Source organism: Paenibacillus sp. FSL R5-0908, assembly GCF_038006245.1.
Taxonomy (GTDB): Bacteria; Bacillota; Bacilli; order Paenibacillales; family Paenibacillaceae; genus Paenibacillus_AQ; species Paenibacillus_AQ odorifer.
Genome location: NZ_JBBOUV010000001.1, coordinates 5,809,074 through 5,824,899 on the forward strand (window position 1 = coordinate 5,809,074; position 15,826 = coordinate 5,824,899).

17 protein-coding genes are annotated in these 15,826 nt (G+C 43.5%); 6 read left to right on the plus strand and 11 right to left on the minus strand.

Going from position 1 to position 15,826, the window contains the following annotated elements:
* Positions 1-20: 20 nt before the first annotated feature.
* From leuS to MKZ09_RS26485, 6 genes are all read right to left on the minus strand, one after another.
* A complete protein-coding gene (gene leuS, locus MKZ09_RS26460) occupies positions 21-2,471 on the minus strand; it encodes a leucine--tRNA ligase (protein WP_076206440.1) in 2,451 nt (816 codons plus the stop codon).
* A 524-nt stretch (positions 2,472-2,995) separates the two neighbouring features.
* On the minus strand, positions 2,996-4,063 hold the full coding sequence (locus tag MKZ09_RS26465) for an AI-2E family transporter (protein WP_036677553.1): 1,068 nt from the start codon (positions 4,061-4,063) through the stop codon (positions 2,996-2,998).
* A 179-nt stretch (positions 4,064-4,242) separates the two neighbouring features.
* Complete coding sequence (locus MKZ09_RS26470) at positions 4,243-4,452, minus strand: hypothetical protein (protein ID WP_036677557.1); 210 nt, start codon at positions 4,450-4,452, stop codon at positions 4,243-4,245.
* Between the two features lie 14 nt (positions 4,453-4,466).
* Positions 4,467-4,988: a PRC-barrel domain-containing protein gene (locus tag MKZ09_RS26475; RefSeq protein WP_036677560.1), complete on the minus strand. Its 522-nt coding sequence runs from the start codon at positions 4,986-4,988 to the stop codon at positions 4,467-4,469.
* Between the two features lie 92 nt (positions 4,989-5,080).
* Positions 5,081-6,232: a cysteine desulfurase family protein gene (locus tag MKZ09_RS26480; RefSeq protein WP_076206442.1), complete on the minus strand. Its 1,152-nt coding sequence runs from the start codon at positions 6,230-6,232 to the stop codon at positions 5,081-5,083.
* Positions 6,233-6,360: 128 nt separating this feature from the next.
* Entirely contained in the window at positions 6,361-6,816 is a 456-nt protein-coding gene (locus MKZ09_RS26485) for a DUF523 domain-containing protein (RefSeq protein ID WP_076206444.1), read from the minus strand.
* Between the two features lie 155 nt (positions 6,817-6,971).
* On the opposite strand from MKZ09_RS26485, the gene MKZ09_RS26490 reads away from it, so the two are divergent.
* Positions 6,972-7,640: an SOS response-associated peptidase gene (locus MKZ09_RS26490; protein WP_076206446.1), complete on the plus strand. Its 669-nt coding sequence runs from the start codon at positions 6,972-6,974 to the stop codon at positions 7,638-7,640.
* 114 nt (positions 7,641-7,754) lie between these two features.
* Here the strand turns inward: MKZ09_RS26490 and MKZ09_RS26495 are convergent, their stop codons facing one another.
* The 3 genes from MKZ09_RS26495 to MKZ09_RS26505 form a co-directional block, all read right to left on the minus strand.
* Positions 7,755-8,855 (minus strand): glycosyltransferase family 4 protein, encoded by a 1,101-nt coding sequence (locus MKZ09_RS26495; RefSeq protein WP_256719243.1) that lies wholly within the window; start codon positions 8,853-8,855, stop codon positions 7,755-7,757.
* A gap of 22 nt (positions 8,856-8,877) precedes the next feature.
* Positions 8,878-10,086: a glycosyltransferase family 2 protein gene (locus tag MKZ09_RS26500; protein ID WP_076137401.1), complete on the minus strand. Its 1,209-nt coding sequence runs from the start codon at positions 10,084-10,086 to the stop codon at positions 8,878-8,880.
* A gap of 157 nt (positions 10,087-10,243) precedes the next feature.
* Entirely contained in the window at positions 10,244-10,618 is a 375-nt protein-coding gene (locus tag MKZ09_RS26505) for a hypothetical protein (RefSeq protein ID WP_076137403.1), read from the minus strand.
* Between the two features lie 224 nt (positions 10,619-10,842).
* On the opposite strand from MKZ09_RS26505, the gene MKZ09_RS26510 reads away from it, so the two are divergent.
* Complete coding sequence (locus tag MKZ09_RS26510) at positions 10,843-11,286, plus strand: carboxymuconolactone decarboxylase family protein (protein WP_076137406.1); 444 nt, start codon at positions 10,843-10,845, stop codon at positions 11,284-11,286.
* Between the two features lie 165 nt (positions 11,287-11,451).
* Here MKZ09_RS26510 and MKZ09_RS26515 read toward each other — a convergent pair whose 3' ends face one another.
* Complete coding sequence (locus MKZ09_RS26515) at positions 11,452-11,904, minus strand: MarR family winged helix-turn-helix transcriptional regulator (RefSeq protein ID WP_076105880.1); 453 nt, start codon at positions 11,902-11,904, stop codon at positions 11,452-11,454.
* Positions 11,905-12,032: 128 nt separating this feature from the next.
* Here MKZ09_RS26515 and MKZ09_RS26520 point away from each other — a divergent pair, with 128 nt between their 5' ends.
* From MKZ09_RS26520 to MKZ09_RS26530, 3 genes are read left to right on the plus strand one after another with little or no spacing between them, the layout of a single operon-like run.
* Entirely contained in the window at positions 12,033-12,479 is a 447-nt protein-coding gene (locus MKZ09_RS26520) for a GNAT family N-acetyltransferase (protein WP_076137408.1), read from the plus strand.
* A complete protein-coding gene (locus MKZ09_RS26525) occupies positions 12,476-13,120 on the plus strand; it encodes a YczE/YyaS/YitT family protein (protein ID WP_076137410.1) in 645 nt (214 codons plus the stop codon). Before MKZ09_RS26520 ends, MKZ09_RS26525 begins: the two co-directional genes overlap by 4 nt.
* A 42-nt stretch (positions 13,121-13,162) precedes the next feature.
* Complete coding sequence (locus tag MKZ09_RS26530; RefSeq protein WP_036677596.1) at positions 13,163-13,618, plus strand: GNAT family N-acetyltransferase; 456 nt, start codon at positions 13,163-13,165, stop codon at positions 13,616-13,618.
* Between the two features lie 192 nt (positions 13,619-13,810).
* Here MKZ09_RS26530 and cymR read toward each other — a convergent pair whose 3' ends face one another.
* Positions 13,811-14,230: a cysteine metabolism transcriptional regulator CymR gene (gene cymR, locus MKZ09_RS26535; RefSeq protein WP_036677599.1), complete on the minus strand. Its 420-nt coding sequence runs from the start codon at positions 14,228-14,230 to the stop codon at positions 13,811-13,813.
* A 294-nt stretch (positions 14,231-14,524) separates the two neighbouring features.
* On the opposite strand from cymR, the gene mnmA reads away from it, so the two are divergent.
* Complete coding sequence (gene mnmA / locus MKZ09_RS26540) at positions 14,525-15,646, plus strand: tRNA 2-thiouridine(34) synthase MnmA (protein WP_076137460.1); 1,122 nt, start codon at positions 14,525-14,527, stop codon at positions 15,644-15,646.
* Positions 15,647-15,826: the final 180 nt, after the last annotated feature.

A 15,826-nucleotide genomic window follows, 5' to 3' on the forward strand; every position in this document is an offset into this window, starting at 1 on the left:
GGCAATATTGCGTTCTTCGCTTAACCCACTACGATATTTACAAGCTTGCCAGGAACCGCAATGATCTTGCGTACGGTTTTACCTTCTACTGCTGCACTCACATTCGGGAGTGACAACGCATGAGCTTGCATCTCTTCTTGACCCATATCCTGCGGGATCAATGCACGTTGTACGATTTTACCATTTACCTGAATAACGATTTCAACCTCAGCATCCACCGTCCATGCTTCATCATATGTTGGCCAAGCCACGTAGCTGATACTTCCTTCGTGACCGAGCAGCTGCCACAGCTCTTCAGCGATGTGAGGCGCCAGTGGTGACAACATTTGTACGAAGTGTTCAGCAGCTTCCTGGGACAAAGTTTCTTGCTTATAAGCATCGTTAATAAAAATCATCAACTGGCTAATTGAGGTATTGAAACGCAGATGCTCGAAATCATCAGTGACCTTCTTAATGGTCTTGTGCCAAGTGCGTTTGAACTCGTCAGTGCCACCGTCTGCTGTGATTTTAGTGCTCAGCTTACCCTCTTCACTCACGAACAGGCGCCATACACGGGACAAGAAGCGGTGAACTCCTTCTACACCCTTTTCATTCCAAGGTTTGGTTGCTTCCAGAGGGCCCATAAACATTTCATAAACACGCAGCGTATCTGCACCAAAAGCTTCTACAATCTCATCAGGGTTGATGACATTTCCGCGTGATTTACTCATTTTTTCATTATTATTTCCAAGAATCATACCTTGGTTAACCAGCTTATGGAAAGGTTCTTTTGTTTCAACTACGCCGAGATCATAAAGCACCTTGTGCCAGAAACGTGCATAGAGCAAGTGAAGCACGGCATGCTCCGCTCCACCAATGTACAGATCTACTGGAAGCCATGCTTTTTGCTTCTCAGGGGAGCAAAGCTCTTGATCGTTTTTCGGATCAATATAACGCAGGTAATACCAGCAGCTGCCCGCCCATTGCGGCATGGTGTTCGTCTCGCGGCGAGCCTTCATGCCCGTCTCAGGATCGATAGTCTCCACCCACTCTGTTACATTCGCAAGTGGAGATTCCCCTGTACCCGAAGGTTTGATTGCCTCTACATCTGGCAGTACCAGCGGCAGCTGATCAACCGGAACAGTCTTCATTGTGCCGTCTTCCAAATGTAGAATTGGAATGGGCTCTCCCCAGTAGCGTTGACGGCTGAACAGCCAGTCACGCAGACGATAGGTTACTTTGCCTTTCCCTACGCCCTTCTCTTCCAACCAAGCAATCATCTTCGCAATCGCTTCTTCATTCTTGAGTCCATTCAGGAAATCAGAATTGACATGCGGGCCATCTCCGGAATAAGCCTCTTCTTCAACGTTGCCGCCTTGAACGACTTCCACGATATTCAGGCCGAATTGTTTAGCAAATTCCCAGTCGCGAGTATCGTGACCCGGAACTGCCATAATTGCTCCCGTTCCGTAACCAGCAAGCACATAATCTGCAATCCAGATTGGCGCCTTCGCACCATTCACAGGATTAATTGCATATGCGCCTGTGAAGACACCGCTCTTCTCTTTCGCCAAATCCGTACGCTCCAGATCGCTCTTACGAGAAGCTTTTTCACGATATTCTGCCACAGCAGCACGCTGTGCTTCAGTTGTAATCACATCAACAAGCTCATGCTCTGGTGCCAATACGCAGTAACTTGCTCCGAACAGTGTATCTGGACGTGTAGTAAACACGGTCAGATTAGCTTCATGACCTTCAATGTTAAAGTTCACTTCTGCACCTGTTGATTTCCCGATCCAGTTGCGCTGCATATCCTTGATGCTTTCGGACCAATCCAGCTCTTCCAGATCCTCCAGCAAACGCTCAGCGTATTCTGTAATTCTCAGAATCCATTGACGCATCGGTTTGCGCACGACCGGGTGACCTCCGCGCTCACTTTTACCATCGATAACCTCTTCGTTGGCAAGTACCGTACCCAGTGCCTCACACCAGTTAACAGGTACTTCTGCTACATAAGCCAGGCCTTTGTTATACAACTGGATAAAAATCCATTGTGTCCATTTATAATAATCCGGATCTGTCGTGCTGATCTCGCGGTCCCAATCGTAGGAGAAACCCAGCGATTTGATCTGACGGCGGAAATTATCGATGTTCTTATCGGTAAAATCACGTGGATGCTGGCCGGTATCCATCGCATACTGCTCTGCCGGAAGTCCAAAAGCATCCCAGCCCATCGGATGCAATACGTTGAAACCGCGCATCCGTTTGTAGCGAGAAACGATATCCGTCGCTGTGTAACCCTCTGGATGACCTACATGCAGTCCTGCACCTGAAGGATACGGAAACATATCCAGTGCATAAAAATTGGGTTTTTCAGGATCTTCTCCTGTCTTAAAGCTTTTGTTCTCATCCCAGAATTTTTGCCATTTCGGCTCAATAGCCTGCGCCCGGTAACCAGTAGCCGGTATGCTATTTGTTTGATTGTCGCTCATTGTCTGCTCCTCCTTGGAGTGTTACTTCTTAGATTTCTTATTTCTTATTTCTTAACCAAGCATATACGCCCTCGGTGTCCTTATAAGGACGGTAAGCGTTTATGCGGGAAATATAAGACATGAAGTATTGCGTGAAACGTATACTCTCTTATATTTACAAAAAAACCTCCCATCCCTAGCGTATTATCGCTAGGGACGAGAGGTTATAATTCCCGTGGTACCACCCTAGTTAGCAGCTGAATATACTTTATTCTGCCACTCACTTTGCACCCTTTAGCGGGGGTGAGGCGACGGCGGTTCATTCATGACATCCATTATCTCTTATGGATATCCTGTAAACTTGCACCGTTACTCCGAGGTGAGTTCACTCTGTTCCGTTAACCGGCTCGCACCTTAGTGCCGGCTCTCTGCAATAACGGTATAGAATTAATACTCCTCATCATCGAACAACTATATACTGAGTCATCAGTAATATTCCCCAACATTATATACAAAACTGTTATCAATAGTCAATGATTATCCCTTTATACAGGCTTTCGTTTGATTAAAAACGCCATAAAGTGTTGAATAACGACTTTTGCAGCTGCAAAGAACGGTACAGCAAGGATCAGTCCAATCATCCCTGCCAGTTCACCACCTACCAGCAATGCAAAGATAATAAGCAGCGGATGCAAATGTAGCGTCCTGCCTACTACCTGTGGAGAAATAATATTGCTCTCCACAATTTGGCATAAAGTGTTTACCACAGCAACCAGTAGAACTAGTCGAAAAGAGACGGTCGAAGCCATCACAATGGCAGGTGCAGCCCCTAGAAATGGACCCATATACGGAACAATATTAAACACTGCCACCACACTGGCGAACAGTAAGGCATAAGGCATTCCGACGATGGCATAGCCGATGTAGGCGAGCACACCTATAATGATGCAGACCAGAAATTGTCCGCGAATGTAATTGCCGAGCGCGGCATCAATATCTTTTAACAAAGTAACAATTGACTTGCGGCGTGCGCGGGGCAGACAAGAGACCACCGTCCGTTCAAATACGTCAAAATCCTTCAGGATATAGAACACCAGAAACGGCACGATAAAAGCATTGAACAGCAAGTTAATCGTGGTCCCTATGTTATCGAGAAAATGAGAAATCCCTTCGGCCAGACGATTCTCCAGTTGAAAAAACCAGTTGTTCATCCCCATTTCAACCCCAGGCGGTATTAGTCTTGTATTCATATGGCTCATCAGCCCCTGGGCTTGCAGTGTGATCTCAGGGAGATGTTCATTTAACTCTTCAAGCTGCTCAATAAACATCGGGATTAGGTTGATGGCGATCACAGTAATCGCCGTTAGAAACACTGCATATATAAGTAGAACAGCTACGCTACGCGGCATCTTCCGTCCGGCCAGCATACTAACCACGGGATTCAGCACATAGGAAATAATCATAGCTGCCAGAAATGGAGCGAGGATTGCCTTTAAGAATACAAAAATCCCCTGCAGCATCGGACGAAGCAACCAAACAAAATACAAAATGATCAGGGATAGCAGCACTCCGATCATCCAGCGGAACCATTTACTTTGGGACCATTGTTCCATGAGAGTACCCTCCTGCGGTAGAGCCTGGACTAGCTTCGTAAATAAGTATATGTATGGCCGCAGCAAAATAACCATCAAACACACAAAAAAGCGTCAATAACCTTGCAACTGATTTCAGCTGAAAGGAAATTGACGCTTAAGTACATAGAGCAGTCTTGCTTACATAGCAAGATTCATAGTTAAGAAGACGCATGAATTTGCGGGAAATCCTGAGTCATATCATCCCCGGAGAACAGGTCGTCTAGTGAGCTTAGTGTGCCGTCTTCTTCAACTTGATAAACCGACATTTTTTCGCCATTTACCGTCAATTCGATGAAACAGCCCCAGCAATAAAACTGGTGGGAACCGATCTTTCCGATATCTTTGGAGTTGCAGTTTGGACACTTCATATAATACATTCCACCTATCCGTTAACAATATTAATGGCTTTTTGTAGCCGTTCTTCGCTCATCGCAGGAACCATTAATGCATTCTCACCAATGGACATCTCGTCAGAACAAGGCAGCCATTTGCGGCCTTCGATCAAATCAGTGACAAGCCCGTCACTAATTTCCAGCGCTCCTATTGTGTTTCCCAACTTTTGGTCAAAATAAACATCAGATATTCGTCCGAGTATAGTTCCAGTTGTAGTTAGCACTTTTAAATCCTTAAGTTTGTTCTTTCCAAGTAGAAAAGTACAAGGTATATGATCGGCGTCTATCTTATCAATCGACTCTTTACTACGAATCATGACAGCATCCTCGCCGTAGGCCACAATATCTTCCCATGCCACAAATTTCACATGGCCACCAAAAAAAGATTTGCTTTCCAGTTCTATACCCGTAATATTCCAGTTTGAATCGAGCAAAATATCGACAATTTTGCCGATTGCGTTACCCTCTTCAACTTCATATACAGCCAAGCCGATCAGATCTTGAAGTTTCATGGCTGCTCGGTCTCCTCACTTTGAGTGTAATTACGAGTTCTCAAAAAGTGAAAGCCCGAATGATCAGGATACCTATCATAGCCTAGAAGTAACTAGTCTCTGATACGCAGCCGATTCAGAATGGTTTCAACTTTTCGAGCAACGTACTCAATTTCTTCAGTAGTATTACCCAAACCCATGCTAAATCGAATCGCGGACCCTAAAATATTTTCTGGAAGCTCCATTGCTCTCAGAACATGGGATATTTCCAGTGATCCTGACGTGCAGGCTGAACCGCTTGCTGCCGCAATCCCGTCCATATCCAGGTTCATCAGCATAACATCTGTTCTAGCTCCCGGGAAGCTCAAATTCAGTATACTTGGCAAAAAATGCTCGGTATTCCCGTTAATCGAATAACTTTCCCGGCCAATCAGCGCATCCAGCTCTTCAAGTAGTCTATTGCGCAGGAGCTGCACTTTTTGTCGACGTTCTGATAGACCTGTAACTGCTATTTCAACAGCCTTGGCAAATCCAGCAGTACCTGCTAGATTTTCTGTTCCGGCTCGTCTGCCGCGTTCCTGAAGGCCACCGTGGAGTCTTGGATGCAGCGGTACTCCACTCCGCACATAAAGGCCACCGATCCCCCCGGGTCCATTGATTTTGTGAGCTGTAAAGCTCATGTAATCTACCGGAAGCTCCCGCAGTGTGATCGGTAAGGCACCAAGAGCTTGTACAGCATCAACATGGAACAGAATTCCCCGCTCTCTGGCAAGCTGGCTAATTTCCTGAATCGGCTGAACCGTTCCTACCTCATTGTTGGCATACATTATACTGATTAGCACCGTGTCTTCCTGCACCGCTGCTTCTACGTCTGCAACGGATACTCGGCCTGTAGAATCGACAGGAAGATAAGTAACCTTATAGCCTTCCTTCTCCAGCTCTTCGCAGGTATGTAGCACTGCATGATGCTCTATCGCAGAGGTGATAATATGATTGCCTTTCTGGGCAACAGCAGCGACAGCTCCATAGAGGGCTAGATTGTCGCTTTCGGTTCCGCCTCCAGTGAACACCCACTCTTCCGGCGAGCAGCCTAAAAAGGCGGCGATAGTATCGCGCGCCCCATTTAATATTTTCTTGGCTGAACGTCCGAACTGATGTACACTGGACGCATTTCCATATTGTTCTGTCATTATATTCAGCATGACCTTGGCCACCTCGGGATGAACCGGAGTTGATGCGGCGTGGTCCAAATAGATGGTTTTCATCATTCATTTCTCCACTTCTAGGGTATAGGACAATAGTTCGTTTTTAAGAACTATTAAATTATACCGCGCGAGAAGTTAGTTTTCCACAAACTAAAGAACACAATATTGTAATCAATTCCCTACATAGGCTAGGATAATGACAGCCAATTCTCTTCAGAGGTAACTTCTATGCCGTTTTTTCTAAGTAAAGCCGCAGTCACGCCGTTGCCAGCGATCTTCTTCCCTTTGAACTCTCCGTTATAAATCATGGTGCTGCCGCAAGAAGGACTGTTTTCCTTGAGGACTACCATCGTGGCTGAAACTTCTTGAGCTTTTTCAAGCGTAATATAAGCCCCTTTTAAATATAGTTCTGTTACATCTATGCCCGACCGGTCTACTACTTTTGCCGTTCCTGCAAGCACATCCTCACCGTCCCCGCCAACAATTTCAGCTGGCTCTCTAGGCGTAGAGAATCCCCCTAATAATTCCGGACACACAGCAATAGCTTGATTCTCATTCAAAAGCTTCTGAATTTTCTCATCCAAACAATCCGTACCATTATATCTTACCTTCATGCCAGCTAAACAAGAGCTTACCAAAATCACCTATATGCACCGCTTTCTTCATTCATTGTGCTTCGTTTATAATAAGATACAACCCTCAACAACCGTTCCTGCAAGAAATATTTCGAGCATAACATGCTGATTACAAGCTGTAAACAAATCTAGCCTCAAAAACGACCGAATGGGAAGTGTATAAAATGTGCGGACGATATACGATAACCGTCACCATGGAAGAGCTGATGGTCAGATATTTTGCTAATGATTCTACCATTATCCACTATGCTCCAACATATAACGCAGCACCCATGCAGCAAATTCCGGCAGTCATTAACACCGGGTCCAGCAATAAACTTGGGGAACTGCGCTGGGGTCTGGTTCCTTCATGGGCCAAAGATGACAAAATCGGCAGTAAAATGATCAATGCCCGGGCAGAGTCACTCCTTGAGAAGCCTTCTTTCAAGCGATTAGTAAGCTCCCGCCGCTGCATCATCCCTTCTGATGGTTTCTATGAATGGAAGGCACAGGGCAGCAGTAAACAGCCCATGCGAATCGTGATGCGCGATGGGGGTATTTTTTCAATGGCCGGATTATATGATATTTGGATGGACCCTGATGGTAATAAATTAAGTACCTGCACGATTATAACGACTACCCCAAATGAACTTATGGCTGAAATCCATAACCGTATGCCAGTTATTTTGAAGCCTGAGGATGAGCCTGAATGGCTAAGCCGGAACAATCAGGACGCAACTTCGTTAATAAAGCTTCTTAAACCCTATGATCAACATCAAATGAGAGCCTATCCGGTTTCCACTGCTGTGGGAAATGTCCGGAATAATTCGAAGGAATTAATCAATGAGATATAGAAAACAATATTATTCAAAATGGTAGGAATGATTGTCACCCTGTTTTTGACACTAATTCTGACCTCGTTGTTAATCCATGAAAAAACATCTTAACCCTGCGGATTAACCGCAGAGTTAAGACCAGCGTCGCTCAATATGAATTCTGCGTCTCATCAATTGATGATACATCTGCAGAAATCTGTCCGCATACAGCTCGGAGGACAGGTTAGTCCGGATATGCCATTCCCCATTCATCCTGATTCTGGCCCGCAGTGCCGGATCATCCATCAAGGATAGAGCAGCATTCACAGCTTCATCCAGCTGCCCTCTAGTGTATATTTTTCCAGTGTGATTGTTAATGACGAGTCTTCGAACGCCGTCTGAATCTGTAGTAAGTACAGGACAACGGCACAACATCGCCTCAGCAACCGCGTATCCAAATCCTTCCAAAATCGAGGTCGAAAGAAGCAATCCTCCCGAATCACCAATAATGCTCATATAATCTGCCATTTGCTCATGTGGGATATTGGAATACGAAATTAGCCGTGAAGAAATCCCCGTCTCAGCTACAAATTGATTAAAGCTTTCTTTTTGCTCTGGATCAAACAACGTATCATCCTGAAAAATCCATAAATAAAGCTCGGGATGGATCGCCAGCAGCCTTTGCCCGATTTGCAGAAATTCCCGCCAATTCTTATTCGTTTGAATGCGTCCTACCCAACCGAGAATAGGGAAACTTTTCGCGGGATAATTGGTATATCCAAACTGATCGCAATCGATCGGATCATCAAAACAATATTGTGGAATGGTTGGAAATCCGCCTTTGAAAAGCGCCTGCAAATGGGTTGTTTCCGGATACAGTAGTGCATCAGTGAGCTTGTAAATACGCTCTGTAAAATTATTAACGACCTGCTCAGCTTCATCTAATGTACCTAAACCTTGCACTTCAAAAACAAGCGGTCCTTTATAACCAAACCCTCGAATCCGCTCTGCTAAGTTAATATCCGTACACACTACAATTAAATCAAAAGCTTCCCGAGCAAGCATTGCCTTGATCTCGTCATCACTATTGGTAATATGTGTTTGAATGTTACGGATATTCTGCTGTCCTTTTCCATGGTGTGTATACAGTAAATGGCACTCTACACCGCGAGCATATAAAGCTTGGCAGCGAACTCGGTTCAGAGTTTGCATACCACCACTCGGGTTATAAAAAGTGAACAAAATCTTCATCATGATCACTCATTCGCAAATTATTTTAGGTAAAAGAGGTCTTCAACAAATTATACAAATCTGCGCTGCGAAACAGCTCATTATAATAGTGGTCTTTAGTTGAGGGGACATGTCTGTGCCGAAATCCAATCAGGCTATGATCATCCGTATAGTAATTGGAGATCGTATCCCCACCCGTAGTAATCAAAGCTTCCAGCATGTACTCAATATCGAGCGCTCCTATAAAAACCTTTGGACCTAAAACTATCGTAAATGGGGTGGATAGCTGCTCAATAGCACTGCAAATCGCGTGTGACTCCACAGCTCCAGGCAGCCAAGCGAACGCTGTCGCAGGATGAGGTATGGTTTCCAATAGAGCTGATGGCTGACGTGTAGTTGATAAATCCAACACCCGGCATTCATAATTGCTATACGTTTGTTCGTACAGATTCTCTATCCTCGTTATTTCATCCGCACAAGCATTCACTACAGGATATAAAACGGTAATCATCGCCGGAATCCCTCTGCGAAACCGCGCCTGATGGCGGGTCAAATGATAGGCATATCTCCATCTACGATGATTTTCAACCGAATGTAACTGGGCAGATACACTAAAGGTAGAATCCACACGATAATTCACCAGTTCCACCGGTATAAAACGAATCTCACAATGTTCAGCCAGTCTCAGCCAGTAATCATAATCCTCCACCGGTTCCATTCCATAAGCTCCAACAAGCTTCGCAATCTGTGTTTTGTACATAAAAGATACGCCAATGAGTGAATAATCCAGCAATCTCTCTTTGGGCTGTGACTGATAATTACGCTGCGTAGCCAATTGATGTTCGTTGTGAAGAAACTTTCCCTCGTTATCGATGCTTTGAAAAGAACTGTACACGATGCCTAACTCCTGAGGACCTCTAACTAGCGCCCCACGAAGGATTTCTAGGAAACGGGGTTCATAAACATTGTCGCTGGAAACCCAACTCAAATATTGAATACTGGGCTCACTAAACAAAAGATCAAAGCCAGTATTCAGTGCATGTGCTATACCCCTGTTCTGTGCGTAAGAGATAACCGTTACCCTCGGATCTTCGACTATAATGGATCTCACGAGCGGTTCCATATCTGGTGCTCCATCGATCACAACAACCAGCCGAAAATTGGTAAAAGATTGGTGCAGAACAGACTGCAGAGCTTGCCGCAGAAACTCCGGCTTTTGGGTATACACAGGCATAACTACCCCTACATCCGCCATGATTTTTACCTCTCTCTACATTGGAGTATAAAATCAGTATATTTTGATTCCTCTCATATGATTGTGTGAATGCCCTAAAATACTTTATTGCGCCTAAAAAAGCAGCAATCGCCCTATTTCTTTCAGCGACTGCTGCTTAATGGTCTAAACGTTACTATTATATAGGGATAGATAATGCGGTAATCTGCGTCAATTCAGATTGAAGCACTCGCTGATCAGTAACTAGATTTCCGAACTCGTCCAGCCCATACACGGAGGTAACTACTTCTGCCAAAGGAAAAGGACTACTAATTTGTACCTCATAAGCCAAATTGCCGCCAATGAAAAACTCTCTAATATCAGAACTCTTAGCAGGAACGTAATACCCTGTGACATAAATCGGGGTAAGAGCTGGCATCGAATATGGAACACCAAAAACTTCAACGATCATCATTGCACTCGCATTACTTGTGTTACGAACACTGACTACTACATTACTTGCTGCAGTACCTGTGGCTCTTGTATTTGTAATAAGGCCTGTTGTATAAGGCATTTCCTCACTCCTCCTCTTGGTTTCTATCAACTTATTCACCAGGAAGCCGATAGTTGTGAGGCAAGAGGACGGGGAAACTCGTGGAATAACCAATGCAGAGGTCATCGGGTGATTTCTGCCTTCTCACAAGCAAATAAACAAGTACAAACGTTCGCATATAAAGAATAATAGTGTTAAAATAAAGTTATACTATTCCTAAACTAAAGCCTAAGGAGTCTTGCCTAATGAGTCAAAGAGTTGCCTACAATGAAGTTGCACCTGAGGGTATGAAAATCATGATGGATATGGAGATGTACACCAAAAAATCTACAATTAATCGGACTACAAGAGAACTTATCAAAATCAGAGTTTCTCAAATTAACGGATGTGCTTTCTGCATAGATATGCATACATCTGAAGCTCGTAAAATGGGTGAAACCGAACAACGAATTTATTGTTTAAATGTTTGGGAGGAATGTACTTTTTATACATCTGAAGAGAAGGTTGCTCTCGAACTAGCTGAGCATATTACGCTGATCCCTTCCAAAAGAGTTCCGGATGAGCTATATAAACAAGTACGTGAACATTACGATGAGAAACAATATGTTGATCTTGTGCTGATTATTAATCAAATCAACAGTTGGAACAGAATTTCTATTGCAATGGGAAATACACCTGCAGAGCAATAATTAACATTAATTAACCTTAATGAACACTTTAGGGTGTTCTTTTTTTATTCTCCGCTCGCACAATTTCCACGGCTCCGTTTTCATTAAAATGCCCTGCCAGTATATCACTAGCAAGGCATTTTTTTATGCGATCGTGTTGGGTTAGTTCAATAACAATTGCTGATTTTAGTACTCTCTTTTATTTCCCTTCTTTACGTATTCCCACTCAACCTCAACATTTTTCCTAACTCTTTGCAAAAGTTGAAACAAGACTTCCGTTTCTTTTTCAGATAATCCTGCTAATGCAACCAAGTCGGTATGGTCCCCTTCTCTCTTCAGAAAAGAGTAGGCTTGTTTACCTTTTTCAGTTGTGAATAACCTTTTTATTTTTTTGTTTGTTTCATCGTCTTTCTTTTCAATAAAACCTTGGATTTCAAGCTTCTGAATCGCACGCGCTGCTGTTGTTCGGTCCACCTTTATCATTTCCGACAGCTTTTCTTGAATAATGCCCGGATTCTCATATATCCGGACCAGATATAAATACTGCCCCTTTGTAAGCTCTAATTCCTTGAACTCTATATTACTTATGGAATCTAATGCCCTCGCTATCATTCCAACTTCACGAAGGATCTCCTTCATTCAATCACCTGCCAGTTCCAATAATGTTGTATTTACAACAATATTGATTATATATATACTAATAATTGTCGTTAATTCATTATGACGTTTTTCCTAAAAAAAACAAATACAGAATGGAGTAAGCAAGAATGAATCTTAAAAGAATTACACTAATCGAGGAACTTGAAGCTGCATTTTCAATCAGAAAAAAAGTATTTGTTGAGGAACAAGGCGTACCCCTTAATGATGAATTTGATGAATTCGATACACTGAATGGAGAATGTGAACATGTCCTGGCCTATTATGATGGGCAACCAGTTGCCACAGGAAGGATCCGCGTTCTTGATGGTATGGGTAAGTTAGAGCGTATTTGCATCCTAGAACCTTACCGTAAATTTGGAATTGGGAAAAAAATTATTTCCGCGTTGGAAGAGATCGTGGTTGAAAAGGGATATCAAAAGGCTAAATTGCACGGGCAAACTCAGGCAGAGGGCTTCTATAAGAAACTTGGTTATCGGGCTTCATCTACTGAATTTATGGAGGATGGCATCCCTCATCTTTTAATGACTAAAGATCTTTCTGCTTCAAAAGAATGAAGAAGGTTAGTGTAACTACGTTTTCCATTTTCACTTGCGGAATTTTCATCTTAACCCTAGGCGTTTCACTAACAATAATCTCTGACCTTGGAGCTTCTCCTTTTGATGCACTTTTAGTCGGGCTATCCAAAAATGTCGGTCTTACAGTAGGCAGTTGGGAAGTGCTGATCGCATGCCTGTTGATTGGATGTAATTCATGTTTATCCAAGCAAAGACCGGAATTATTAGGGCTGGTAACTGCATTCATAGCAGGCATAGGTATCGATATGTGGCTTTTTTTGTTTAACCATCTGATCGAGCCTAATCTGTGGATCAGTAAAATTGCTTTTTATGGTTTAGGCTTAATCGCAATTGGATTAGGTACATCCATTTATTTATACGCAAATTTCGCACCGATTCCAGTGGACCGGCTAACATTAGTACTGCAAACGATAACTAAGCTTAGTATACTATTTACTAGAACAATCATTTATCTTGTTTTCTTATTTGCCGCTATTATTTTCAATGGGCCCATTGGGATTGGCACTCTACTTACCATTTGTTTAGGCGGCTTAATTCTTAATTACTTTATGCCCCTTACACAGAAAGCCTTGGACCGATTGCTACAACTTACAACAGCGAACTCCGCTAAAGAAACCTGATATATACAACAAACCATAATCTTATCAATGGGAGTGAATAATATGGAGATTAGAATCGATAACTTAACCGGAACCGAAATCATAGCATTGATCAGTGAACATCTTCAGAGCATGTTTGAGCAATCTCCACCAGAGAGTGTGCATGCATTGAATTTAGATAAATTAAAAACACCTGAAATCACCTTTTGGAGTGCCTGGGAGCAGGGCGAACTCTTAGGTTGTGGTGCTCTTAAAGACCTGGGTAGCCATCATGGTGAAATCAAATCCATGCGTACTTCTACCAAGCATCTTAGGAAGGGCATTGCATCTAAAATGCTTGCCCATATCATTAAAGAAGCTAAACAACAAGGCTATCGGCGTCTGAGCTTGGAAACCGGATCCACTGAAGGGTTCGAAGCGGCTAGAAAATTATATGAACAATATGGTTTTGAATACTGTAGTCCGTTTGCAGATTACATTGAAGACCCCTATAGTGTTTTTATGACGAAAGAATTATAAGTACTGTGGAGGTGCTAACTTAACTACTAATCAATGGATACCGATTCTCGCAGCGTTCATCGGAGCCTTTTGCTGCTGGATCGCGCACCTTAATAAACGTAAGAACAAATAGAATCACAGATAAAAAAAGACTCCCAAATGGGAGCCTAAACGTTGATTCATAATACTGTTGAGTTATCTTTCATTGGAGATCTAAATATAAAACATGTAATTATCGGCCAAACTCTCTTCTTTGTAGTTAATCAAGTCATAAAGTGTTGTGGAATCCAGCACATCGGCAATGCTGTCGCGAATACGCAACCATAAATCCCGTTTCGCTGCATCGTCCTCTTCCGTGAAATCTACAGGAGAGATTGGGCCCTCCAGCACACGGATGATATCACCGGCAGTGATAGCATTCGCCTCACGCGACAAAATGTAACCGCCATATGCTCCACGAATACTTTTTACAAGCCCTGCATTGCGCAGAGGAGCAATTAGTTGCTCCAGATAATGCTCGGAAAGACCATTTTTCTCAGCGATACTCTTAAGTGAAGTTGGTCCTTCACCAAATTTCAGTGCAAGCTCCATCATAATTGTTAGTCCGTAACGACCTTTAGTTGATATTTTCAAAGGGGCACCTCTTTCAGTTTAATGTCTGATTATTGTATACTATTGATTCGGCAAGTCATTTGGATTGTCATATCAAGGTATTCCGATAATTACTCTCAGTTTATGTTATCATATCCGAAGTCACAAATGAAATGGTAAACGAAACATTTTACGAGAATGTTCACCCCAGGTGGACATTTTGTTGTTTCCAGTCTCTTATTTCAGAGGTTTAGAGTAGACAGGTATGTTATAATACATTTTGAGCCGGGTGTTCCATGAATGACCGGTATTTTGGGTACAGAAATGGTGATTACGATGACAAAAGCAAAACAAGACACCCGTGTCGTCGTCGGCATGTCCGGAGGGGTCGATTCCTCCGTCACGGCGCTTCTGCTCAAGCAGCAGGGCTATGACGTCATCGGCATCTTCATGAAGAACTGGGACGATACCGACGAATTCGGAGTATGTACGGCCGAAAGCGATGCAGAGGATGTTCGCCGCGTATGCGAGCAGATTGATATTCCTTACTATACCGTTAATTTCGAGAAGGAATACTTTGATAAGGTATTTTCTTATTTTCTCGATGAATATAAGGCCGGCCGGACGCCAAATCCTGACGTCATGTGCAACCGCGAGATTAAGTTTGGAGAATTTTTGAACAAAGCCCTTCAGCTTGGTGCCGATTATGTCGCAACTGGACATTACGCACGTGTTATTGAAGAAGATGGTGTGTACAAGCTGCTCCGTGGCGTAGACAACAATAAGGATCAGACCTATTTCCTGAATGCACTGGGACAACATCAACTCTCTAAAGCAATGTTCCCTATTGGACATCTGCCGAAACCTGAAGTGCGGAGAATTGCTGAAGAAGCAGGACTTTACACGGCCAAGAAAAAAGATAGCACAGGCGTCTGCTTTATCGGCGAGCGCAACTTCCGCGAATTCCTCAGCCAATATCTCCCGGCACAAGCTGGCGATATGGTTGACATAGTAACTGGAGAGATTAAAGGCCGCCACGACGGACTTATGTATTACACGTTAGGCCAACGCCAAGGGCTTGGTATTGGTGGCTCTGGCAACGGCGAACCGTGGTTTGTAGCCGAGAAAGACCTTAGCCGCAACATTCTTTATGTAGTACAAGGAGACAAACACCACAGCCTGTACTCCACTAGCCTGATTGCTTCCGGTGTTAACTGGATTGACGGGCAAGCGCTTGGGCAAGAGCCGCTGAAATGCACCGCTAAATTCCGGTATCGCCAGCCAGATCAAGGCGTGACCCTTACAGCGCGTGAAGATGGAACAATAAATGTAGCCTTTGATGTTCCACAAAAAGCGATCACACCTGGTCAAGCCGTTGTCTTCTATCTCGGCGAGCAATGTCTCGGCGGCGGAACGATAGAATACGCGGAGAAGGTTGTTCCTTCAGCACAAGTGTGAATGTAAACCAAGCTTCCATAAAAGCTTGATCTACAAGTAGTCGTAGTAACTCCCAATATCTAACAAACGTACCAAAGCACGAAATAGTTGTAGTTAATACAGCTATTTCGTGCTTTTTTATTTCTTTTTGGATTTTAGTTGTATATTGTACAGTTAAACTGAGCTTATATCTCAATAAGT

Excerpts from the sequence above, each read along its gene's own strand:
- MKZ09_RS26505 (WP_076137403.1), bottom strand. The coding sequence starts at position 10,618 with ATGCCTTATACAACAGGCCTTATTACAAATACAAGAGCCACAGGTACT.
- MKZ09_RS26490 (WP_076206446.1), top strand. The coding sequence starts at position 6,972 with ATGTGCGGACGATATACGATAACCGTCACCATGGAAGAGCTGATGGTC.
- MKZ09_RS26520 (WP_076137408.1), top strand. The coding sequence starts at position 12,033 with ATGAATCTTAAAAGAATTACACTAATCGAGGAACTTGAAGCTGCATTT.
- MKZ09_RS26525 (WP_076137410.1), top strand. The coding sequence starts at position 12,476 with ATGAAGAAGGTTAGTGTAACTACGTTTTCCATTTTCACTTGCGGAATT.
- MKZ09_RS26470 (WP_036677557.1), bottom strand. The coding sequence starts at position 4,452 with ATGAAGTGTCCAAACTGCAACTCCAAAGATATCGGAAAGATCGGTTCC.
- MKZ09_RS26530 (WP_036677596.1), top strand. The coding sequence starts at position 13,163 with ATGGAGATTAGAATCGATAACTTAACCGGAACCGAAATCATAGCATTG.
- MKZ09_RS26480 (WP_076206442.1), bottom strand. The coding sequence starts at position 6,232 with ATGAAAACCATCTATTTGGACCACGCCGCATCAACTCCGGTTCATCCC.
- MKZ09_RS26510 (WP_076137406.1), top strand. The coding sequence starts at position 10,843 with ATGAGTCAAAGAGTTGCCTACAATGAAGTTGCACCTGAGGGTATGAAA.
- MKZ09_RS26495 (WP_256719243.1), bottom strand. The coding sequence starts at position 8,855 with ATGATGAAGATTTTGTTCACTTTTTATAACCCGAGTGGTGGTATGCAA.
- mnmA (WP_076137460.1), top strand. The coding sequence starts at position 14,525 with ATGACAAAAGCAAAACAAGACACCCGTGTCGTCGTCGGCATGTCCGGA.
- MKZ09_RS26475 (WP_036677560.1), bottom strand. The coding sequence starts at position 4,988 with ATGAAACTTCAAGATCTGATCGGCTTGGCTGTATATGAAGTTGAAGAG.
- MKZ09_RS26500 (WP_076137401.1), bottom strand. The coding sequence starts at position 10,086 with ATGGCGGATGTAGGGGTAGTTATGCCTGTGTATACCCAAAAGCCGGAG.
- MKZ09_RS26515 (WP_076105880.1), bottom strand. The coding sequence starts at position 11,904 with ATGAAGGAGATCCTTCGTGAAGTTGGAATGATAGCGAGGGCATTAGAT.
- leuS (WP_076206440.1), bottom strand. The coding sequence starts at position 2,471 with ATGAGCGACAATCAAACAAATAGCATACCGGCTACTGGTTACCGGGCG.
- MKZ09_RS26465 (WP_036677553.1), bottom strand. The coding sequence starts at position 4,063 with ATGGAACAATGGTCCCAAAGTAAATGGTTCCGCTGGATGATCGGAGTG.